This is a genomic window from Marinimicrobium sp. C6131, from assembly GCF_026153455.1.
GTDB lineage: Bacteria > Pseudomonadota > Gammaproteobacteria > Pseudomonadales > Cellvibrionaceae > Marinimicrobium.
Genome location: NZ_CP110629.1, coordinates 295,062 through 318,171, shown reverse-complemented (window position 1 = coordinate 318,171; position 23,110 = coordinate 295,062). Strand labels below are relative to the sequence as shown.

Below are 23,110 nucleotides of genomic sequence, written 5' to 3'. Positions count from 1 at the left end.
ATGACACACGCCGAGCTGGCCGGTTACAATCCCGCGTTCGCCCAAACCACACACAGTGACTATGAATATTCGCGATTTACTGAACCACAAGGTCCAGCAGGCCATGCTGTCTGCTCATATCCCCTTCCAGCATCCCCCGATGGTCGCGCCGAGCAAGAAGCCCGGCTTTGGCGATTATCAGGCCAATGGCGCTATGGGCGCGGCCAAGGCCATGAAAACCAATCCCCGAGAGCTCGCGGGCGAAATCATGCGTCATCTAGAGCTGGACGGTATTGCGGAGAAGGTGGAGATTGCCGGCCCCGGGTTCATCAATATTCACCTGGCGCCGGAGTGGTTGAGCCAACAGCTTGGTAAGGCAGCCGATGACCGCCGGCTGGGCATTGCCCCCGTGGCCGAACCACAGACGGCGGTGGTGGATTACTCCTCGCCCAACCTGGCCAAGGAAATGCACGTGGGCCACCTGCGCTCTACCATCATCGGGGACGCCCTGGCCCGGTTGTTGAGCTTTCAGGGCCACAAGGTCATCCGCCAAAATCACGTGGGCGACTGGGGTACCCAGTTTGGCATGTTGATTGCCGAGCTCGAGGAGCAACTGGCGGAGAATCGCGAGGCCACCATGGCTCTGAGCGACCTGGAAGTATTCTATCAACAGGCCAAACGGCACTTCGACGAGGACCCGGCGTTCGCCGATAAGGCCCGGGACTACGTGGTCAAGCTGCAGTCGGGGGACAGCGAGGTGCTGGCGCTGTGGGAGCAATTCCGCTCGGTATCCCTGGACCACAGTCAGGAGATTTACGAGAAATTGAACGTCACGCTCCGCCCGGAGGACGTGCGCGGCGAGAGCTTCTACAACGACGACCTGGCTCCCCTGGTGGCCGAGCTGGAAGAGAAAGGGCTTGCGGTGGAAGACCAGGGCGCCAAGGTCGTGTTTCTGGAAGAGCTGGCAGACAAAGAGGGTAACCCCTCACCGGTCATTATCCAGAAACAGGGTGGCGGCTATCTCTACGCAACCACCGACCTGGCGGCCCTGCGTTTTCGCGTCGGTAAGCTGGGTGCCAACCGGCTGATGTATTTCATCGACGCCCGTCAGTCCCTGCATATGCAGCAGGTGTTCACCGTGGCCCGCAAAGCCGGCTTCGTCAATGAGAACGTCAGCCTGGAGCATCACGCCTTCGGCACCATGATGGGCTCGGACGGCAAACCGTTCAAAACCCGGAGCGGCGGCACGGTCAAGCTCGCTGAACTGCTGGATGAAGCGGCCGAGCGGGCCGCGGCGCTGGTCCGGGAGAAAAACAGCGAATTGAGCCCGGAGGCCATGGCCGAGATCGGCCGGAAAGTGGGTATTGGAGCGGTCAAGTACGCGGACCTGAGCAAAACCCGCACCAATGACTACGTCTTCAACTGGGATGCGATGCTCAGCTTTGACGGCAACACCGCGCCCTACCTTCAGTACGCCTATACGCGGGTGCGCAGCATCTTCCGGCGCGCCGGGGTCGAGCCCGGTAGCCTGTCAGAGGCGATTCAACTGGCACAGGCCGAAGAACGGGCACTGGCGATCAAGCTGCTGCAATTCAGCGAGGCGCTGGACCAGGTGGCGCGGGATGCGATGCCGCACCTGCTGTGCACCTACCTGTACGACCTGGCCAGCCTGTACATGCGCTTCTACGAAGCCTGTCCGGTACAGAAAGACGGCGTTCCCGCCGAACTGCGCGCCAGCCGGCTGCGACTGTGCGATCTGGTCTCGCGCACTCTGGCGCAGGGGCTGGAGCTTCTGGGAATTGACGTTATGGAGCAGATGTAACCAGAATATCGATCCGCTCCAGCACCGCGATCACGGCCTCGCCGCTCTCCGGGCGAGGCCGGAAATACTCTTCCGCCATGGGCGAGACCGAACAACTCGCCGGCAGCCCCATCCGATGCTCCACCAACCGGTACAGCCGGGGAATAAAGACGAACTGGAGCCACTGGTACAGCTCCAGCGTATCCACGGCAAACGGTTGAGTACTGGCCAGTGCGTCAGGGGCAGGTGGTTCCTCATCCCACAGCGCGAGCGCACGCAATTCGCGCTCCAACTCAAACAGGGCTTCGGCCAATTCTTTGTGTATATCCGTCATGCAATCACTCGCTTGAAAGGCGGTAATGAGTTGAGCAGTGCTTTGCCATAGCGTTTGGTGACCACGCGCCGGTCCAGCAGCGTAATTTTGCCACTGTCGCTCTCGCTGCGCAGTAGTCGCCCACAGGCCTGAATCAGGCGAAGTGAGGCGTCCGGAACGGTAATCTCCATAAAAGCGTTGCCACCGCGGGCTTCCACCCACTCGGCCAGGGCCGCCTCGATCGGGTCATCCGGCACGGAAAAGGGTAGCTTGGCAATCACCACGTGCCGGCAGTAGTCGCCCGGCAGGTCCACCCCCTCGGCAAAACTGGCCAAGCCAAACAGCACACTGCCCTGCCCTGCATCAATGCGCTCCCGGTGGGTATCGAGCATGGCCTGCTTGGACTTGTCACCCTGCACCAGAATGCGCTCTCGCCATGCATTCGGTAACTGATCGTAAACGTCCAACATCTGCCGACGGGAGGAAAACAGCACCAGGCTGGCTTCATCCGGGTTGAGGAGTTCAGGTAAACCGGTCACTAACGACTCGGTATGCTTCAGCGCATCGCCGGCCTCCACCGCACAGGCGGGCACTTCCAGGGTCGCCTGGGAGAAGTCAAACGGGCTGGGCATCTGGGCATACTGGCTGTCCCCGGGCGTGCCAGCGCGCATCTGGAACCGGTCGAACCGCCCCAGAGCCGCCAGGGTGGCCGAAGTGACCACCGCGCCGCAGCAGCGGTACCACAGGCTCTTCGCCAGGGTACCCGCCGCCAGAATCGGGCTCGAACAGACCTCAATATCGATGCCGGTTCCGGCATCCACCGGGGTCAACCAGCGGGCCCGCGGCACTTCGTCTTTGTCATCCGGGGTGGCGTAGCTGAACCAGAGTTCCCGGTTGGCCTCGGCCCGGGCCTGCCAGGCCCCCAGTGCCGGGTAATGCTGTTCGAGGTCGACTTTGGGCACCGGGCAATGCGCATCCTCCATGGCTTCGCTGATTTCCGCGACCATTTTGTCGAGCAGGTCGGCCAGTCGGTCAAAGCCCCGGTAAAGCTCCACCGAGGGCAACACCAGGGATTCCGGCAACCGCCCGCCGGGAAAACGGTAGTGACTCTGCCGGTCATCCAGCGCCACCTCCTGCGCCAGCGCGTCCAGGGCTGGGTGCAATTGCTCCAGGCGCTGCTTGCAATCCATCAGGGCCGCCGGCAGTTGTTCGGCAAAGCGATCGACATTGCCCGCCCCGCTGATGTGGCCGAACATGGCCCCCAACGCCTTGTTGCACTGATCCAGCCAGCGCACGGTGCTGACCACCCGGCTGTGATGGGCAAAGTGGTTCAGCGCCTTGGTGGGCAGTTGGTGGCCTTCGTCAAATACGTAAATGCTGTCTTCGGGGCTGGGCAGAATGGCCCCACCACCGAGCGCCAGGTCGGCCAGCACCAGATCGTGATTGGTCACAATGCAGTCGGCAGTGTGCAGCGCCTCCCGGGCCCGGAAAAAACTGCACACCGACACATTGGAGCAGCGACGCCCGGTGCACTGGCGGTGATCGGTCGTCACCCGCTGCCAGTCCTCCTGCTCAATGCCGTCGGGCCAACTGTCGCGCTCACCATCCCAGCGGTTCTGAGCCAGGGCGTCGACCATGGAGTCATAGATTTTGACCGCACGCTCATCCACGGCGGGCAGCTCGTCTTCGTACAATGGGCGGGTCGGGTCCAGGCCCTCGTGGATGGTGCTGAGGAGGTTATCGAGCTTGCTCAGGCAGACGTAGCGTCCGCGGCCCTTGGCCAGTGTGAAACTGAAGGACAGCCCACTGTGACGTTTGAGTTCCGGCAGGTCTTTATTGACCACCTGCTCCTGCAGCGCCACCGTCGCAGTAGACACCACGAGCTTCTTGCCCAACGCTTTGGCGATGATCAGTGCGGGCAACAGATAGCCCACCGTCTTCCCGGTACCGGTGCCGGCCTCAATCACACAGACATGCCCCCGGCTCTCGCGCTCACCCTCATCATTCAGCTCGATACCGCCGAGGGTGCGGGCAATCTCGGCGATCATCAGCTTCTGGCCGTAGCGCGCATTCAGCTCCCGGCTCTGGAGAAACTGGCGGTAGGCCGTCTGAATCTGCTGTTTGACCGCGTCGGTGAGCATACTCAGCGCCGGTTGAGCTTGGCCGCTACCGGGTTGGCGTACATATCCAGCACCAATGGGCGGTGATCCGCCGGAATATTGGCCAGATGCAGTTCAAACCGCTGGCGCACTTCACCCAGGGCGTCCGGGGAGTAGCGCTTGGGCGGAAATCCGTATTCGATCGCCGGCAGGTCCCCGTTGAGGCGCTCCCAGGCCAGACAGTTGGTCGCATGCAAGACATAGTTGTTCATAATCTGCCGATCGATCTCCGCCACAACGGCGTCGGTGTCTTCAAAGTCACCGTCGAGGACCTCCCCGAACGCGACATGGACATGCCCCTTCTGACCCGCGATACCCATGGCAATACTCTTGACGTCCTCGTGCTCGGCCTTCTGATAGCCTCCGCTGGTACGCTGTTGATACAGTTCACGGGCCTTGGCGGCGTCACAGGGGTCCCACTCGTAGGAAATCGACACGGGCACGATCTTCAGCTCGCGAACATACTCGGCAAAGGGTTGACTCTTGGGACGGCTGAGGCTGAACATCCCAACGACGGCGGAGTTGGTTCTGTCCTTGCCGTCTTTGGCGCGTCCCTCCCGCTGAGCGATCCATATATTGGCGCGATCTTCGGCGATCGAGTGGTGAATGTAAGCGGACAGCTTCTTCGCGGCCTTGAGTTTCTCCCGTGGCGCCCGGGCCGAGCGGTTGACGATGAAGCTCTTGTTCAGACGCATCAGATCCGACACATAGTCCTTGGTGAGCAGGTTGTCACCAATGGCGATGCGCAAGGTGTTGAAGCCACCATGGTAAAGGGTCCAGTTGACAAACGCCGGGTCCATGGCGATATCCCGATGGTTGCTGACAAACAGATAGGCGCCGTTCGGATCCAGCCGATCGAGTCCCGAGGTGGTCAAACCCGTGGTGGTATCGTTGATCATCCGCTGCATGTAGCCTTTGACCACTTCCTGAAAGCCCAGAACGGTATCGACACCGCGCATCTGCCGGCGCATGGCATGCTGTACCAGTGGCCGTATCAGCCAGCCCAGTGGGCCCGCCACTCGAGGGTATTTCAGACGCGCGACGGCGTCTGCCAACTCGGGGTTGGCCAGTAATCGCTCCAGGGTGGGGCGAACTTCATGGTCTTCGTAGGGACGAATATCGTCGAACTGGTTCATCACAGGCCGTTTGTAGAATCAGGTTGAATCGAGGCCGGAGCGGCAACGGGGAAAATGGTCGCACAACATACCGAAAACCCCGCTAAAAAGCCAGTTCCGGGCCGTGACCCAGGTCGAAATTCCCGCCGAAGATGATCGACCCTGCCGCCGTAAACCCGTAAACTTATTCGCGGGACAGAGGATCATAAAAGTCCATTCAACAATAACAAGCGAGATAGTCGTCAGCTCATGAAAATTTTGCTGGTCGAAGACAGCGCCACCTTGCGTCACGCCATGTCCCAGTACATCAGCGAGGCGGGGCACACCCCGCTCATTGCCCGTAGTGGTGAAGAGGCGCTGCAGCTTCTGGAAGATACGCCGGTTGATCTGATCATTATGGATGTGGAGATGCCCGGCCTGAACGGCTTCGAAACCACACGCCTCATCCGGGAGTGGCTTGGTGGACACTGGGTACCGATCATCTTTGTGACCGGAAAGAACGAAGATGAGAGCTACCGGGAGGGGATAGAAGCCGGAGGTGACGACTACCTGATCAAACCGGTCAGCCCCGTCATCATCAAAGCCAAAATACGGGCCATGGCCCGTATTGCCGAGATGCGCGACCAGCTCAACCAACTGAATGCGGAGCTGGAAGCACTCAGCCAGCTCGACAGTCTGACCCAGATCCTAAACCGCCGGACCTTCAATGACCAGGCCAACCAGCACTGGCGACTCGCGGTGCGTCATCAGACCCCCACCAGCGTGCTGATGATTGATGTGGACCACTTCAAACCCTACAACGACCATTACGGCCATCCGGCCGGCGATCGCTGTCTCAAGCAGATCACGCAGGCGATAAAGAGCTGCCTGCAGCGCCCCTCTGATTTGCTGGGCCGCTATGGAGGCGAAGAATTCATCGCCCTGCTCCCGGAGACCGACCTGGCCGGCGCCCGTCACATGGGCCAGTGCATCAACCAGGCGATTCGTGAGCTGTCGCTTGAGCACCGACACTCGCCGGTCGCTGACTGCGTCACGGTGAGCATTGGTGGCGCCACCTGCCACCACTCGATGGGTCACACCCTGGAAGAGGTCATCAAATGTGCTGATCGAGCGCTCTACAAGGTCAAGCGCAAGGGGCGCGACGCAGCCCTGATTGAAGAGGTCGCCACGCATAAAACCGTGTTGATTGTGGCTCAAAGCACCAACCAGACCCGAGAGATCAGTGAACCGCTACAACAGCACTGCAATATCCTGACGACGGACAACCCGGAGGAGTGTCTGGAGATCGCCAGCGACGTCCTGCCCGATGTGATCATCGCGGACGGAGCAAGCGCCTTCGCCGGCGATAACGCACTGTTTCGGCTTTTAGCCCAGAGCTCCAAGTCCGCATCCACTCCGATACTGGTAGTGACGGAAGACGTCGAGCGGCCCGATATCCTCTCGGACCTGGAAGGCCTGGGCCCGATGGGCTGGCTTCAATGTCCATTCACAACGGCAGAACTGCGCACCAAAATGCAGTTGCTTCTGGATTGACGGCCAATCTGTCAGGGGCGACGCAACGAATTGAACCAATTGACCTCACGGGAATACCGGTCCACCTGGTCAACCACGTCCAGAACCAACGCAAACAACGCCATGCGCACCACCACCCCATTATCCGCCTGACGGAAGATCGCCAGGTTGGGGTTCTGATTCAGATCGTTATCCAGCTCGTTCGCCTCTTGCCGGGAGTCTCTCGGTAAGGGGTGCATGATGACGGTATTGGGTTCGCAATACTGGGTATAAATAGCCTGATTCAACCGGAAACGCCCCCGGTAGAGGTCCGCCTCTTCCTTGGTATCGAACCGCTCTTCCTGAATTCGGGTAGAGTAGGCGATATCAACGCTGGCGATACTGCTGGGCAGATCTTCCGTCACGGTCACCGAGTGCCCCGCCTCCCGCAGTTGCTCGACGATCGACTCAGGCATTGCCAGCTCACGCGGAGACACCAGGGTCACGTGAACGCCGTTGTACAGACATAGCAGTTTGCACAGTGAGTGCACCGTACGGCCGTATTTCAGGTCTCCAATCATTGCGATGCGCAGACCATCCACGCCCCGCCCGCGGGACTCCATCTCCTTGCGAATCGTATAGAGGTCGAGTAGCGCCTGACTCGGGTGCTCATTGGCACCATCCCCTCCGTTGAGCACCGGCACCCGGCTGGCCTCCGCAAACTCCGCCACCGATCCCGACTGCGGGTGGCGCATGCAGATCACGTCACTGAAACCCGAGAGCACACGCGCCGTGTCGTACAGCGACTCCCCTTTGGCGAGTGCCGATGTCTCGATGCCGGTGGTTTCACGCACCTCCCCCCCGAGCAGATTGAACGCGCTACCAAAGCTGATCCGTGTCCGGGTGCTGGGTTCAAAGAACATGTTGCCCAGAATGGCGCCCTCCAGCACGCGAGTCACCCGACGTCGCAGGGCGTATGGGGCCATGGCATCCGCCACGGTAAAAATGCGCTCAATATCGGGGCGTTCAAACTGTTGGATGGAGAGAATATGCGAACCGGTAAAATTCACGGGAGGATCCTTTAGGCGGTGTGTTGAAGCTGCCGCTCAGTATAGCGCCTCCCGAGCCATTCAAAAATGGGGGAATTGGCCGATAACCTGATCAGCCGGTGGGATTTTGGTTATACTCCGCCTGCGAACCACCACTTCGAAGACAAAGGAACCTCTGTGGCCGATTATCCTGACACATTGGCGAAATTTTGCTCAGCTCAGACAGCCGAGCAAATTCTCAGCTCCCAGCGCCTGCGCTGGAGCGCTCCTCATTTATTGTCCGACCCTTTCGAGCTGACACACCAGACCCCGCTGTCCTTCGACCCCTTAACCTTGCTCGACGGCGTGATTCGCAGTGCGACGAGCATGATTTTTTCCCGCGAGGCACCTCGCAGCAACTCCCCACTGGCCACCGTCATTCGACGCTGGCGGGATGAGGAGCGTTTCGCGTCTCCGGAAGAGGCTGAAGAGGTTCTCAAGGAACTGATGTCCCGCATGGTTGACCAGCGTCAGGTCGCCATTGAAGAGCTCATGGCCGACTGGCGCAAGTTTACACGGGAGCTTCGGATTTGCTGTTTCAGTGCCAGGGTCGAGAACCTTCCCTCCTGGCAGCATTTTGCCGACCGCCACCGGGGTATCGCCCTGCGTTTCCGGTGTGGTGAATACACCACCCTGGCCGACCCAAAACCGGTGGAGTACAGTCTCAACCGGCCGGAAATCACCACTTTCAAAGAGCAGATAAACGCGATCCTGCATCAGGAAAAGGTCAATGCCCAATCCCGCTTTCCCGACAAATTCCTGATTAAGCCATCCATTTCCGAAGCCGAGCAGGAGTGGCGCGCGTTCTATCATGCAACGGACCAGGCCAGCAGCCGTGAGGCGGACGACAGCCTGTGGTACGACGACCGCCCCTTTGAGAAAAACGACCTTTCAGCCGCCTATTTTGGCGCCTTCATGCCCCGCGAGGCCCGTCAGCGTCTTCTGGGACTTTTGCGGGACCGTTATCCGGAAACCAAACTATTCCAGGCCGCTCCCATCCCGGGTAAATACGAGATAGAGTTTACCCGAATCAGGAAGGAGTGAGCGGCAGCTCCCGAGTGTTCGCCACCGGGCGGCGACGCGGCAAGCTGGGAGCCAGGCGTTCAACGACCTGTTCCGCGGTTGCGCGATACGTCGTCAGTTTTCCTCCCATCACGGATAACAACCTGGGCTGCTCTTCATTGTCGGCATGGAAAAGCACCTCCCTGGACCGGCCAAACGCACTGCCCTCGGCTCTGGGCAGCACTCGCAAGCCGGCAAACGACTCGATATCGGAGGTCCGGGTGTTCAGCGACGGGAAATAATGCTGAAGCGTCCGCAGCAGATAATCACGCTCCTCGGGCGTACAGGCCGCCTTCGCAGGATCCCCTTTATGCATCGTTTCTGTGGTGCCGACCAGCAACCGGTTATTCCAGGGCAGAGCGAAAACCGCCCGTCGATCATCCGGGGCTTCCAGATAGAAGTGGTGTTTCAGATCAGGGGGCAGCAGCAGGTGGGCTCCCTGAACCAGGTCCACCTCGGGCCCGGTCATGGCAGGCGTGACCCGGTTAATGACCTCTGTTCCCCAGGGACCGGCACAGTTCACCAGCACTCCCGCCTCCACAGAAACCTCCTTCCCCTCATGGCGATAGAAGATTTCACAGCCGGCGGGATGACACTCCGCCGATACCAGTTCCGCCGGCATGGCCAGCTCCGCGCCCAGAGATTCCGCCGAAGCCCAGACCGCCCGGGTCAAAGCGGCATCGTCGGTTTGGGCTTCCCGGTATCTGAACACCGCCAGCAGATCATCCGTCCGCAAGCCATCCAGTGCTAACCACTGACTGCGATGCACGCGAGAAAACTCCGAATCATCATCGAAGCCGGACAGCATCCGATAGAGCCACAAGCCGATGGAAATCTTTCCGGAAGAGCGGGACGAAGAGCGATAGACCGGGATATGCATATCGATACGCTTGACCAACTCCGGCGCCAGCTCAAGCAGCAAAGCCCGCTCCTTCAGACTCTCGCGAACCAAGCCAAATTGGGCCGATTCCAGGTAGCGAAGCCCGCCATGGATCAATTTCGAAGAGGCACTGGAAGTGGCGGCCGCCAAGGCGGTTTTTTCCAACAGTAAAACCGAGTAGCCGCCAGCCGCCGCCGCCTGCGCAACGCCCACCCCCTGAATACCACCGCCAACCACCACAACGTCGTATTGCATAGAGACTCCAGCCTTGAAAGACGTTTTATCAGTGTAGGGATCAGTATAGCGGAGAGGAACTTTTCTGGCACACAAGAAAAACGCCCTGCCGGGTTACCGACAGGGCGTTTTAATTTAAGAGCTTGACGATGACCTACTCTCACATGGGGAAACCCCACACTACCATCGGCGCTAAGTCGTTTCACTTCTGAGTTCGGAATGGGATCAGGTGGTTCCAACTCGCTATGATCGTCAAGCAAACTGGTTTGAGTCCGGGTTGGTCTTATCTCCAGGGGTGGAGTGTATGCTGAGCATCGTCTGGAACGATGCCAGTATTAACTCACTGGTGGAGCGCCGCCATTCTCAAATAGGGGGGTGATACAGTAAGTTGTACAAGGCTGTGTCGATTGTGTCTGTCTCTGCACAGAAGTCCGGCTGTCGTATTCAGTCGTCTCTGTTATATGGTCAAGCCTCACGGGCAATTAGTACTGGTTAGCTCAACGCCTCGCAGCGCTTCCACACCCAGCCTATCAACGTGGTAGTCTTCCACGGCCCTTTAGGGAGCTCGAAGCTCCAGGGAGAACTTATCTTGAAGGAGGCTTCCCGCTTAGATGCTTTCAGCGGTTATCCCGTCCGAACGTAGCTACCGGGCAATGCGATTGGCATCACAACCCGAACACCAGAGGTTCGTCCACTCCGGTCCTCTCGTACTAGGAGCAGCTCTTCTCAATTCTCCAACGCCCACGGCAGATAGGGACCGAACTGTCTCACGACGTTCTAAACCCAGCTCGCGTACCACTTTAAATGGCGAACAGCCATACCCTTGGGACCGGCTTCAGCCCCAGGATGTGATGAGCCGACATCGAGGTGCCAAACACCGCCGTCGATGTGAACTCTTGGGCGGTATCAGCCTGTTATCCCCGGAGTACCTTTTATCCGTTGAGCGATGGCCCTTCCATACAGAACCACCGGATCACTATGACCTACTTTCGTACCTGCTCGACGTGTCAGTCTCGCAGTTAAGCTGGCTTGTGCCATTACACTAACCTCCTGATTTCCGACCAGGATTAGCCAACCTTCGTGCTCCTCCGTTACTCTTTGGGAGGAGACCGCCCCAGTCAAACTACCCACCATACACTGTCCGCGATCCCGATAAGGGACCGGCGTTAGAACCCCAAACATACCAGGGTGGTATTTCAAGGTTGGCTCCACGCTAACTGGCGTTAGCGCTTCAAAGCCTCCCACCTATCCTACACAAATAGGCTCAGAGTTCAGTGTAAAGCTATAGTAAAGGTTCACGGGGTCTTTCCGTCTAGCCGCGGGTACACTGCATCTTAACAGCGATTTCAATTTCACTGAGTCTCGGGTGGAGACAGCGTGGCCATCGTTACGCCATTCGTGCAGGTCGGAACTTACCCGACAAGGAATTTCGCTACCTTAGGACCGTTATAGTTACGGCCGCCGTTTACCGGGGCTTCAATCAAGAGCTTCGCCGAAGCTAACCCCATCATTTAACCTTCCGGCACCGGGCAGGCGTCACACCCTATACGTCCACTTACGTGTTTGCAGAGTGCTATGTTTTTAATAAACAGTCGCAGCCACCTGGTCACTTCGGCTGCCAACAGCTTAGGGAGCAAGTCCCATCACCATCAGCAGCGTACCTTCTCCCGAAGTTACGGTACCATTTTGCCTAGTTCCTTCACCCGAGTTCTCTCAAGCGCCTTGGTATTCTCTACCTGACCACCTGTGTCGGTTTCGAGTACGGTTCCTCTTTACCTGAAGCTTAGAAGCTTTTCTTGGAAGCATGGCATCAACCACTTCGCGCTCTAAAAAGAGCACTCGTCATCAGTTCTCGGCCTTGAGATCCCGGATTTACCTAAGATCTCAGCCTACCACCTTAAACACGGACAACCAACGCCGTGCTGGCCTAGCCTTCTCCGTCCCTCCATCGCAGTAAAGAGAAGTACAGGAATGTTAACCTGTTTCCCATCGACTACGCCTTTCGGCCTCGCCTTAGGGGCCGACTAACCCTGTCCCGATTAGCGTTGGACAGGAACCCTTGGTCTTCCGGCGTGGGAGTTTTTCACTCCCATTATCGTTACTCATGTCAGCATTCGCACTTCTGATACCTCCAGCAAGCCTCTCGACTCACCTTCGCAGGCGTACAGAACGCTCCCCTACCATGCAACAAGTTGCATCCGCAGCTTCGGTTACCAGTTTGAGCCCCGTTACATCTTCCGCGCAGGCCGACTCGACTAGTGAGCTATTACGCTTTCTTTAAAGGATGGCTGCTTCTAAGCCAACCTCCTAGCTGTCTGTGCCTTCCCACATCGTTTCCCACTTAACTGGTATTGGGGACCTTAGCTGGCGGTCTGGGTTGTTGCCCTCTTGACGACGAACGTTAGCACCCGCCGTCTGTCTGCCATAATTGCACTCCACGGTATTCGGAGTTTGCATGGGGTTGGTAAGTCGGGATGACCCCCTAGCCCAAACAGTGCTCTACCCCCGTGGGTGAGATATGACGCGCTACCTAAATAGCTTTCGGGGAGAACCAGCTATCTCCCGGCTTGATTAGCCTTTCACTCCGATCCACAGGTCATCTCCGCATTTTTCAACATACGTGAGTTCGGTCCTCCAGTGCCTGTTACGGCACCTTCAACCTGCCCATGGATAGATCGCCGGGTTTCGGGTCTATTGCCTGCGACTGGACGCCCTATTAAGACTCGGTTTCCCTACGGCTCCCCTATACGGTTAACCTTGCCACAGACAATAAGTCGCTGACCCATTATACAAAAGGTACGCCGTCACGGAACAAGTCCGCTCCGACTGCTTGTACGCACACGGTTTCAGGATCTATTTCACTCCCCTCACAGGGGTTCTTTTCGCCTTTCCCTCACGGTACTGGTTCACTATCGGTCAGTTGGGAGTATTTAGCCTTGGAGGATGGTCCCCCCATATTCAGTCAGGATAACACGTGTCCCGACCTACTCGATTTCACAACAAATGCCTTTTCGTGTACGGGGCTATCACCCTGTATCGCCCAACTTTCCAGAAGGTTCCACTAAGACATAAGTTGCTTAAGGGCTGGTCCCCGTTCGCTCGCCGCTACTAGGGGAATCTCGGTTGATTTCTTTTCCTCCGGGTACTTAGATGTTTCAGTTCCCCGGGTTCGCCTCCCATACCTATGTATTCAGTATGGGATACCCGACTTACGACGGGTGGGTTTCCCCATTCGGAAATCGCGGGATCATAGCGTGTTTGCCAGCTCCCCCGCGCTTATCGCAGGCTCCTACGTCCTTCATCGCCTCCAACTGCCTAGGCATCCACCGTGTGCGCTTAGTCGCTTGACCATATAACACAAACGACTGCTTTACGATTCATCACAACGCTCAATCAAACCGTCACAGTAAACTGTCACGTTTCAATGCAAGTCGTTGCGATCGCCGGACTTTTGTGTAGAGATACACAATCGTCAAATTAATCAGCAATGTACAACTTACTGTATCACCTTGTTAAAGAGCATCTGGCGTAAAAACCAGTCAGTTAACTTCTTTGAACAAGCCCTGGCGGGCTCAGACAAAAAGTCAATTGACTGACTTCTATCAATTAGCAGTAAGAAAAATAAGTGGTGGAGCTAAGCGGGATCGAAGTCGTGCGCGACCCCGGGCTGACCTCCTGCGTGCAAGGCAGGCGCTCTCCCAGCTGACCTTTCCACCTAAACAACTCTGTAAATGGTGGAGCTAAGCGGGATCGAACCGCTGACCTCCTGCGTGCAAGGCAGGCGCTCTCCCAGCTGAGCTATAGCCCCAAAATATTTCCAGGCAAGGAAATGGCTTTTTCGTCAGGTGGTGGTGCGTGAAAGCGTAGCGTGTTAACAACACGTGAGCTTTTGCGCAGCGCCGCCTGGCGGAAAAGTGGTAGGCCTGGGCAGACTTGAACTGCCGACCTCACCCTTATCAGGGGTGCGCTCTAACCAGCTGAGCTACAGGCCTAGAACTTAATACTGCAAGCAACATGAAACCTTGGTACTTGCAGCGAGGCGTGTAGCTTGCAGAGTCTTACTGCTAATCCAGTCGATCAAGCAATGCGTGTGGACGCTTACGAAGCGAAACGGCGTATCGTTTAAGGAGGTGATCCAGCCCCAGGTTCCCCTAGGGCTACCTTGTTACGACTTCACCCCAGTCATGAATCACACCGTGGTGACCGTCCTCCGAGGTTAGACTAGCCACTTCTGGTGCAACCCACTCCCATGGTGTGACGGGCGGTGTGTACAAGGCCCGGGAACGTATTCACCGTGACATTCTGATTCACGATTACTAGCGATTCCGACTTCATGGAGTCGAGTTGCAGACTCCAATCCGGACTACGAACGGTTTTTCGGGATTAGCTCCACCTCGCGGATTGGCAACCCTTTGTACCGCCCATTGTAGCACGTGTGTAGCCCAGGCCGTAAGGGCCATGATGACTTGACGTCGTCCCCACCTTCCTCCGGTTTGTCACCGGCAGTCTCCTTAGAGTTCCCACCATTACGTGCTGGCAACTAAGGACAAGGGTTGCGCTCGTTACGGGACTTAACCCAACATCTCACGACACGAGCTGACGACAGCCATGCAGCACCTGTCACTTGGCTCCCGAAGGCACCAAAGCATCTCTGCTAAGTTCCAAGGATGTCAAGGCCTGGTAAGGTTCTTCGCGTTGCGTCGAATTAAACCACATGCTCCACCGCTTGTGCGGGCCCCCGTCAATTCATTTGAGTTTTAACCTTGCGGCCGTACTCCCCAGGCGGTCTACTTAGTGCGTTAGCTGCGCCACTAAGAGCTCAAGGCTCCCAACGGCTAGTAGACATCGTTTACGGCGTGGACTACCAGGGTATCTAATCCTGTTTGCTCCCCACGCTTTCGCACCTCAGCGTCAGTATCAGTCCAGAGTGTCGCCTTCGCCACTGATGTTCCTTCCTATATCTACGCATTTCACCGCTACACAGGAAATTCCACACTCCTCTACCGTACTCTAGCCAGCCAGTTCTAACTGCAGTTCCCAGGTTGAGCCCGGGGCTTTCACAGCTAGCTTAACTCGCCGCCTACGTGCGCTTTACGCCCAGTAATTCCGATTAACGCTTGCACCCTCCGTATTACCGCGGCTGCTGGCACGGAGTTAGCCGGTGCTTCTTCTGCGAGTAACGTCACCCCCGATGGGTATTAGCCATCAGGCTTTCCTCCTCGCTGAAAGTGCTTTACAACCCGAAGGCCTTCTTCACACACGCGGCATGGCTGGATCAGGGTTGCCCCCATTGTCCAATATTCCCCACTGCTGCCTCCCGTAGGAGTTCGGGCCGTGTCTCAGTCCCGATGTGGCTGATCATCCTCTCAGACCAGCTACAGATCGTCGCCTTGGTAGGCCATTACCCCACCAACAAGCTAATCTGACGCGGGCTCATCCAATAGCGCAAGGTCCGAAGATCCCCTGCTTTCCCCCGTAGGGCGTATGCGGTATTAGCAGCCGTTTCCGGCTGTTGTCCCCCACTACTGGGCAGATTCCCACGCGTTACTCACCCGTCCGCCGCTGTACTCACCCCGAAGGGCTTTCTCGCTCGACTTGCATGTGTTAGGCCTGCCGCCAGCGTTCAATCTGAGCCATGATCAAACTCTTCAGTTTAAATCACTGCGGTTCTTATTCCGGACAACTACAAACTACTGACCGGATACCTCAAGAACCTTAATTTTGGCTCAGACGCTCGTTAACCTTAAAACATCATTACTGATGAATTGATGAGTCACTTGCGTCTGACAATCTTGTGTCGCCGATTGCCTCGCAAGCGCCCACACGCATTGCTTGATCTCACTTTTAAAGAACTCTCGGCGAGGGCAGCGCCTCAACCGTGGGATGCGAATTATACGCATCAAATCCGTTTCTGCAAGCGTTTTTTGAAACTTTTTTGCCGGCCCCGAAGAGCCTCAAAAACCTTCTCAAAACGCCGAACCCAAACACCGCTTCGCGGCCTTCGTGATTCGCTCCTCATCCGTCAGGAGCTGCGCATTATACACTTTAACTTTTGCTTGTAAACCCTTAATTTTCAAAAAGTTTTTCAAGCAGCGCCTCGTCCTTTTGGCTTGCCCTTCACTCCGGAAGAGGCGCGAACTATACGGATATGATCCGGGGCGCGCAAGTACTTTTTGAAAAAATTTTACGGCTCTCGCCGGACTTCCTCGGAGGCACCCGAGTCGCCTGTTTCAGAGGGGCGCTGATCCGGGCTTTCTGAGTCCTCGCCACGCTCTTTACCGTTATTCGCCCATCCCACCAGGGAGGCGCGACGACGCCACAACCAGATGACCGGTCCCGATAGACCGTAGGTGACCGACATGCAGAGCAGCACCACCGGCGGGTTGATGCTGACCACCACAAAAACCCCGACCACCATAAGCATGACAACAAAGGGCACCCGACCGCGGAAGTCGATATCCTTGAAGCTGTAGTAGCGGACGTTGCTGACCATCAACAGCCCGGCGATGGTGGTTATCAGTGCCGAGGCCACCGCAACGGATACGGACACATCGCCGCTATGGCCGGTCCAGACGATGGAAGCGAGAATCGCCGCCGACGGCGGACTGGCCAGACCGACAAAGTACTTTTTGTCGACCACCCCTATCTGGGTATTGAACCGGGCCAGACGCAAGGCGGCGCATACGGCGAACACAAAGGCGGCCGCCCAGCCGAGCTTACCCAGATCCGACAGCGCCCAGCTGAACATGACCAGAGACGGAGCCAAGCCAAACGACACCATATCCGACAGACTGTCATATTGTTCGCCGAAGGCGCTTGAAGTGTTGGTGAGGCGGGCAACCCGCCCATCCAGGCCGTCGAGCGCCATGGCAACGAAAATGGCGATTGCGGCACTGTCAAAATTACCATGCATAGCGGAGATGATGGCGTAGAACCCGGCAAAGAGTGCCCCGGTCGTGAACAGGTTCGGCAAAAAATACACCCCCCGATGTCGGACTTTCTTGCCGTTCTCTGACACCTCCTCTACATGCTCATCGAAGGGAAGAAACCCTTCATCGCCTTCCTGAAGACGGGAGTCCTGATCATTGTTCGTCATAGCCACCTCAACACTGAATTTCCTGCCCCCATGGTACACGAAAGCCCGCTGCAGGTGACCCCACAGCGGGCTGAGCGGATGCTCAGGGCCTCAACGGGCCTTTGCGCAAGAACTCAGTTCTTGGTTTTGTCGATGATCTTGTTGGAACCGATCCAGGGCATCATGGCGCGCAGGCGCTCACCTACCTGCTCGATCGGGTGCGCCGCATTCAGACGACGACGGGCGGTCATCTCCGGGTAGTTCAGAGCGCCTTCGCTGATAAAGCGCTTGGCGTACTCACCGTTCTGGATGTTGCGCAGGGCCTGACGCATGGCTTCGCGGGACTCGTCATTGATGACCTGGGGACCGGTCACATACTCACCATACTCCGCGTTGTTGGAGATGGAGTAGTTCATGTCGGCAATACCGCCTTCGTACATCAGGTCAACAATCAGCTTCAACTCATGCAGACACTCGAAGTAGGCCATTTCCGGGGCATAACCGGCTTCCACCAGGGTTTCAAAGCCGGCCTTGACCAGCTCAACGGTACCGCCACACAGCACCGCCTGCTCACCGAACAGGTCGGTTTCGGTTTCGTCTTTGAAGGTGGTTTCAATGATACCGGTACGACCGCCGCCGATGGCGGAAGCGTAGGACAGTGCCACGTCTTTGGCCTTGCCGGAAGCATCCTGGAAAATCGCGATCAGATCCGGAATACCGCCGCCTTTGACGAACTCGGTGCGAACGGTGTGACCCGGAGCCTTGGGTGCCACCATGATGACATCCAGATCCTGACGGGGCACGATCTGGTTGTAGTGGATGGCAAAGCCGTGGGCGAAAGCCAGGGTGGCTCCCTGCTTCAGATTGGGCTCGATCTCGTCTTTATAGAGCGCGGACTGGAACTCGTCCGGGGTCAGAACCATGACGATATCGGCACTTTTCACCGCCTCGGCCACATTGGCCACTTTCAGGCCAGCGCCTTCGGCTTTCTTGACCGAGCCAGAGCCTTCGCGCAGACCGACCACAACTTCAACACCCGAGTCTTTCAGGTTGTTGGCGTGCGCGTGGCCCTGGGAGCCGTAGCCCAGAATGGCTACTTTCTTGCCCTTGATGATGGAAAGATCACAATCTTTGTCGTAATAAACGTGCATGTTCATCTCCTGAATAGTCGCCTGACGGCGGGGAATTGATCAGAGGGTACTTAAATATCGGCCGGCAGTTTAAGGAAAAACATTCATAACGTAAAATGATATATTCGCAACTTGATATTGCATATAATGCAACAGCAATCGACCGCCGGAGATCCCGATGGATGCCACAAAGCTTCGCCTCTACCTGGCGCTCGCCGCTACACGCCACTTTGGCCGAGCCGCCACCCAGTGTCATGTCAGCCCTTCCACCATCAGCCGCAACCTGAAGCAGCTTGAAGAGGAACTGGGTGTAACTCTGATGCTGAGGGATAACCGGTCGGTGAACCTGACGCCCGAGGGCGAACGATTTCAGCGGTTTGCCCGGGAAAGCCTTCAACAATGGGAAACCTTTCAGGAAGCTCTGCACCAGGGCGCCGACGAGCTGCGCGGCCAACTGAGTATTTACTGCTCGGTGACCGCCAGCTACAGCTTTTTGCACGACCTGTTGACCCAGTTCCGGGGCAGCTACCCCGGCATCGCCATCAAACTGCACACGGGGGACCCCGCCCAGGCGGTCCAGCGCATTCTGGCGGGACAGGAGGATATCGCGATTGCCGCTCGCCCCGACCGTCTCCCGGGGAGCCTGGAGTTCAAGTCCATTGCCGAGTCACCCCTGGTGTTCATCGGCCCCGAGGACCCGGCGTTACTCTCCAATCAGGCCGGCTCCGAGCAGGATTGGCGACACTGGCCGATCATCATCCCGGAGGAGGGTATTGCCCGGGAGCGCTTTGACGGCTGGTGCCGGGCACAGCAGCTGACACCCGACATTTACGCCGAGGTCAAAGGCAATGAGGCAATCGTCAGCATGGTGAGCCTCGGTTTCGGGGTCGGATTGGTGCCAGAGATTGTGCTCAGAAACAGCCCCCTGCGCCAGCGGGTTAAACCGCTGCCGCAGCAGCCGGATTTGGGGCCTTTCGAAACGGGCATCTGCGTGCTGAGACGCCGGCTACAGAGCCCGATTGTTGCTGCGCTGTGGGAGCAAGTTATCTAATCGGGGGCCAAGCCCCCGACAAAACCTTGAAATTGCAATCGTCACCGAAGTACCGGGTGACTTCAATTCGCAACGATTGAAAACCAATTGAAGTTCCAACCACCCTGCACGGCTTTGACCCCAAAATCATTCACACCCTCGGATAAATTCACCGTGTGATAGATCGTTGTCCAGTTGCTCCACCCGCCTGTTGCCGGAATATCAAGGCCACCATAAATTGTACTTCCACCAGCCTCTTCAAGCTGTAGAGAACCTCCGTTGGGGCTCGCGACACGATACGCTATTGTATATGAACCCGTGGTCGGGATTTCGATCCCATCATATGTCAACCAATCATTGGTATCGATAGAGCCAACCGAAACATCCCCCTCACCATCGTTCGCCGGTCCCGTTACAATACCACTCATATTGCTGTAACTTTCGGCTTGGATATAGGTTGGCTCATTAGAGGAGCTTCCGTTTCCGCCGGAAGAGCCACCTTCAACATTATCCCAGCCGGGCATCTCCCCAAGCGTTAACACACGGTCTGACCAGTAAATATCCTGAATTTTCTGATTTGAGTTACCACTAAATGTCAACTCAGACCACCCCATAAAGAACGTCCACTGAGACTGCTGCTCCAAAAGAGCCACAGAAGGTAAATCTTCGGTCTCACCAATTCCTATAGGCTTCCCGTTAGCTTTATTCAAGATGGAATTGTACTTGCTCTGGGTGTATCCTTGGCCATCAGACCAGTACATATCCAATGTAAGAACATCCCAGTACTGACCGCCTGGATCATAGTTGTCGAGATCTGACGCCAACGAACTGAAGTCCTGTAGATTCCATACCCACACCAGATTTGTCAGCCCCTTCGAATAAGTGAAATAATCGTGAGTGAGCCGATACAACTCCGCTGTACCGTTTGAACCTGGTCGACCGCCCCACCAGAACATATCCTGATTCATTTCATGCAGCGGCCGAAAAAGGACCTCAACACCGGCATCTTCCAGCTGCTGCAAATAAAATGCGACGTCGTCCATCATGGCCTTCCATGATTGATTAATAGGGGTGCCATCCGTCAACAACTGATCCCACTCCCAATCTGACATCTGACTCAGCACTCCACTGTCATCCCAGTAACAAGGACTAGACTGGGCCGGATTGCAGGCATGCCACATGAGGTTGATCATTGCTCCGTTGTTCCACTCAGTGACCACCTGATCAATCATGGTTTGACGGCTGGCAATTTCTTGAGGTTCAAACTGGAAGTCTGCACTATAAAATGCTGGCCAGACTCCTGTTATGTTGTAAAGCTCCTGACTATACTGATTGGGATTTGAATTAGGCTGACGATTATGCATTCCACCTAACGTCTTCTGCCCCTGAATAGAGTACAGATAATTTAACGTCTTAAACTGTGTCTGTGCCACTGAACCGCTTGCCACTAGTGAAAGAAACAAAAAAATCGTTAAACATAAGTAATTGTTAATTATTTTCATGATTTTCCTCTCTTTTGTTGCTGTGAAATTTACCTGAGATCTTACCTCCTACTTTTAGAGCTTCCGAAGCATGATCGCCAGATCATCAGTGTCGATCTATCGGCAGCAATACAACCTAAAATTCAGAAAAATGCAGCTCAAGGAACCCTTAACGCTGTAGCCTGGGAGAGTGATCACCTATAGAGTGTTCCGGCAGATCAATATGATCTTAGAAACCGTAAGACCAAGAATTCCCTTTCTTGGTCAACAGACTAATTGCTAGCGAGATCCGTCTTTAATGCGCACCAGCTTGAAAAGCAGAAGTAGCAACATCACCATGAACGGAATCGATGATGAACCCCCACCCGACTCTCCTGGCTCCCCGATAGAAGACGATGCTTCTGAACTACTGGAGCTGGAGCTTTCATCCGACGATGAACTGCTGCTGGAGGACTCTGACGACTCTGAGGATGAGGATGAAGAACACTCTGAACAGTCAACACTGAACCAATCAATCGAAATCGCCGCCGATGACGGTGGAACCTTAAGCGCAAACGCTATTTCACCCCCATCCAGATCAACGGGCTGGGTAACTGTCTGCCACTCATCCCCGGTATTCGGGATATCTACTGTATCAATAACGCCGGCACCGGCTTGCTCAAGCTGCAAAGCCGAAGCACTCGAGCTTTTTACGCGGTAGCTTATCTCGTGCGTTCCGGATGCCGGAAGCTCTACCGCTGGATAGCTCATCCACTGCCACTCAGAAATCGTGACGACACCGCCTTCAACAACAACTCCGTCCATATTGCTAAAAGACTCGGCCTCAATGGTGAAGGGGTATCCCACCGCGCCCACTGATGAGCTGCTCTCTGAGCTGGAAGACGAGCTGGATGAGCCAATCTCAAGAACTTCGATCAGAGAGGGAACAGCGAACCAATCAACGCTAATAGGATTATCCCCCGTGGGTTTAAGTGCTAGCGCTAACGGACCTGCAGTCAAATCAAACGCCTTGTACACCGTAATCCACTTCCCTCCGGTCGCGGGAACCTCAACAGTATCCATCACTCCCTCGCCAGCCCTTTCAACAGTGAGAACCGTACCGGCATCGGTATAGACCCTGAACGATAAGATGTACTCCCCATCTGACGGAACCTCGAAGGGCGCGTAGGAAGTGTACTCCCAAGGATCCATGTACACCACTTCCGTTGAGGCCCCTTCGACGGTTTGGTCCTGAACTCCAGCAGAGTTACCAGTGTAATCCTCCGCTTGAAACACCTCAGATGAAACATCATCCCAACCTGGCAGCTCGTCTCTGGTGAGAACCAACGGCGAACTGTATATCTCGTTCAGTTTTGAATCCGAGTTATTGAAAACCAGCTCACTCCATCCCATGAAGAAGGTCCACTCGCTCTGACCATTTTCAAACAGAGGTGGGCTAGGGAGATCTTCCGCCTCACCAATCGCAAAGGGCCGACCATCCGCTTTATCTCGGATCAAGTTATACTTTTCTTCGGTATAGCCCTGACCGTCGCTCCAGTACATATCCAACGACAGAACATCCCAGTACTCTGGCCCCGGGTCGTAGCTCTCAATATCCGAAGCTAACGTATCAAAATCTTGAAGATTCCAGGTCCAGACCAGATTTTCTAGTCCTTTCTCTTCAACTAGATAATCGTAAGTTAACTGGTACAGTTTGGCGGTGCCATTTTCCCCGGGGCGACCACCCCACCAAAACTTTCCTTGATTCATCTCGTGGAAGGGCCTGAACATAACTTCGACGCCGGCGTCCTCCAGCTGCTGAAGAAAACCAGCGACCTCATCTACCCTGGTTTTCCAGCGGCCATTCAGAACCGTTCCATCTGTAATAAGGTCATTCCACTGCCCATCAGAAAGCTCAGCAATAACACCTCCTTCCCATTGACAAGGACTACTCCCTACCGGGCTGCAGGCATGCCACATCAGATTGACCAGCGCACCAGAATTCCATTGCGCAATAATTTCGTTGATCATCGTCTGTCGATTGTTTATATCGACCGAAGCAAACAGGAAGTCACCACTGTGCAACCCAGGGTAACGATTCGTAATATCAACCAAATCTCTTGTGTACCGCTGTGGATCAGAGTTTGGCTCCTTATTGTGCATCCCGCTGACGGTATAGTCCCCTTGGATTGAATAAAGAAGGTTCAGCGTCTTGTGCGGACCTTCTTTAGCATTTACAGAAAATGCCACAGACGTCAAAAGCAAAAAGTAAATTACACGTTTCATGACAGAC

Annotated in this window: 13 protein-coding genes, 2 tRNA genes and 3 rRNA genes; 4 read left to right on the top strand and 14 right to left on the bottom strand. The window is 56.1% G+C overall.

The genetic code is table 11. The features are described from left to right. Positions 1–61: 61 nt before the first annotated feature. The gene (argS, locus tag OOT55_RS01330) at positions 62–1,801 is read left to right on the top strand and encodes an arginine--tRNA ligase (protein ID WP_265367367.1); all 1,740 of its coding nucleotides are present in this window, start codon (positions 62–64) and stop codon (positions 1,799–1,801) included. Here the strand turns inward: argS and OOT55_RS01325 are convergent. Genes OOT55_RS01325 through OOT55_RS01315 form a run of 3 tightly spaced genes read right to left on the bottom strand, consistent with a single transcriptional unit; the run spans position 1,785 to position 5,388 of the window. Then, on the bottom strand, positions 1,785–2,114 hold the full coding sequence (locus OOT55_RS01325) for a YqcC family protein (RefSeq protein ID WP_265367366.1): 330 nt from the start codon (positions 2,112–2,114) through the stop codon (positions 1,785–1,787). The genes argS and OOT55_RS01325 overlap by 17 nt on opposite strands. After that, positions 2,111–4,234 (bottom strand): ATP-dependent DNA helicase DinG, encoded by a 2,124-nt coding sequence (dinG, locus tag OOT55_RS01320; protein WP_265367365.1) that lies wholly within the window; start codon positions 4,232–4,234, stop codon positions 2,111–2,113. The genes OOT55_RS01325 and dinG overlap by 4 nt, the downstream gene beginning before the upstream one ends. 2 nt (positions 4,235–4,236) lie before the next feature. Then, entirely contained in the window at positions 4,237–5,388 is a 1,152-nt protein-coding gene (locus OOT55_RS01315) for a 1-acyl-sn-glycerol-3-phosphate acyltransferase (RefSeq protein ID WP_265367364.1), read from the bottom strand. A 228-nt stretch (positions 5,389–5,616) separates the two neighbouring features. Between OOT55_RS01315 and OOT55_RS01310 the strand changes: the two genes are divergently transcribed. Further along, on the top strand, positions 5,617–6,900 hold the full coding sequence (locus tag OOT55_RS01310) for a diguanylate cyclase domain-containing protein (protein ID WP_265367363.1): 1,284 nt from the start codon (positions 5,617–5,619) through the stop codon (positions 6,898–6,900). 11 nt (positions 6,901–6,911) lie between these two features. Here OOT55_RS01310 and OOT55_RS01305 read toward each other — a convergent pair whose 3' ends face one another. Beyond that, positions 6,912–7,928, bottom strand: coding sequence for an aspartate carbamoyltransferase (locus OOT55_RS01305; RefSeq protein WP_265367362.1), 1,017 nt, complete (start codon positions 7,926–7,928; stop codon positions 6,912–6,914). A 156-nt stretch (positions 7,929–8,084) separates the two neighbouring features. Here OOT55_RS01305 and OOT55_RS01300 point away from each other — a divergent pair, with 156 nt between their 5' ends. Then, positions 8,085–8,990, top strand: coding sequence for a DUF2971 domain-containing protein (locus OOT55_RS01300; RefSeq protein ID WP_265367361.1), 906 nt, complete (start codon positions 8,085–8,087; stop codon positions 8,988–8,990). Here the strand turns inward: OOT55_RS01300 and OOT55_RS01295 are convergent. From OOT55_RS01295 to ilvC, 8 genes are all read right to left on the bottom strand, one after another. Beyond that, entirely contained in the window at positions 8,977–10,143 is a 1,167-nt protein-coding gene (locus tag OOT55_RS01295) for an FAD-dependent oxidoreductase (RefSeq protein WP_265367360.1), read from the bottom strand. The genes OOT55_RS01300 and OOT55_RS01295 overlap by 14 nt on opposite strands. 120 nt (positions 10,144–10,263) lie before the next feature. Beyond that, a 5S ribosomal RNA gene (gene rrf, locus OOT55_RS01290) occupies positions 10,264–10,379 on the bottom strand. Positions 10,380–10,583: 204 nt separating this feature from the next. Then, positions 10,584–13,472 (bottom strand): 23S ribosomal RNA (locus OOT55_RS01285). Positions 13,473–13,854: 382 nt separating this feature from the next. Then, positions 13,855–13,930: transfer RNA gene (locus OOT55_RS01280), tRNA-Ala, on the bottom strand. A gap of 107 nt (positions 13,931–14,037) precedes the next feature. Then, positions 14,038–14,114 (bottom strand) — tRNA-Ile (locus tag OOT55_RS01275). A 131-nt stretch (positions 14,115–14,245) separates the two neighbouring features. After that, a 16S ribosomal RNA gene (locus OOT55_RS01270) occupies positions 14,246–15,777 on the bottom strand. Together the 16S, 23S and 5S rRNA genes with 2 tRNA genes alongside form the textbook arrangement of a ribosomal RNA operon. Positions 15,778–16,306: 529 nt before the next feature. After that, complete coding sequence (pssA, locus tag OOT55_RS01265) at positions 16,307–17,218, bottom strand: CDP-diacylglycerol--serine O-phosphatidyltransferase (protein WP_265367359.1); 912 nt, start codon at positions 17,216–17,218, stop codon at positions 16,307–16,309. Between the two features lie 113 nt (positions 17,219–17,331). Next, the gene (gene ilvC / locus OOT55_RS01260; protein ID WP_265367358.1) at positions 17,332–18,348 is read right to left on the bottom strand and encodes a ketol-acid reductoisomerase; all 1,017 of its coding nucleotides are present in this window, start codon (positions 18,346–18,348) and stop codon (positions 17,332–17,334) included. A gap of 157 nt (positions 18,349–18,505) precedes the next feature. Here ilvC and ilvY point away from each other — a divergent pair, with 157 nt between their 5' ends. Further along, the gene (gene ilvY / locus OOT55_RS01255) at positions 18,506–19,378 is read left to right on the top strand and encodes an HTH-type transcriptional activator IlvY (protein WP_265367357.1); all 873 of its coding nucleotides are present in this window, start codon (positions 18,506–18,508) and stop codon (positions 19,376–19,378) included. Between the two features lie 62 nt (positions 19,379–19,440). On the opposite strand, the gene OOT55_RS01250 is transcribed toward ilvY, so the two are convergent. Together OOT55_RS01250 and OOT55_RS01245 are read right to left on the bottom strand one after the other, a co-directional pair. Further along, complete coding sequence (locus OOT55_RS01250) at positions 19,441–20,859, bottom strand: glycosyl hydrolase (RefSeq protein WP_265367356.1); 1,419 nt, start codon at positions 20,857–20,859, stop codon at positions 19,441–19,443. A gap of 258 nt (positions 20,860–21,117) precedes the next feature. Then, entirely contained in the window at positions 21,118–23,103 is a 1,986-nt protein-coding gene (locus OOT55_RS01245) for a glycosyl hydrolase (protein ID WP_265367355.1), read from the bottom strand. Positions 23,104–23,110 lie beyond the last annotated feature (7 nt).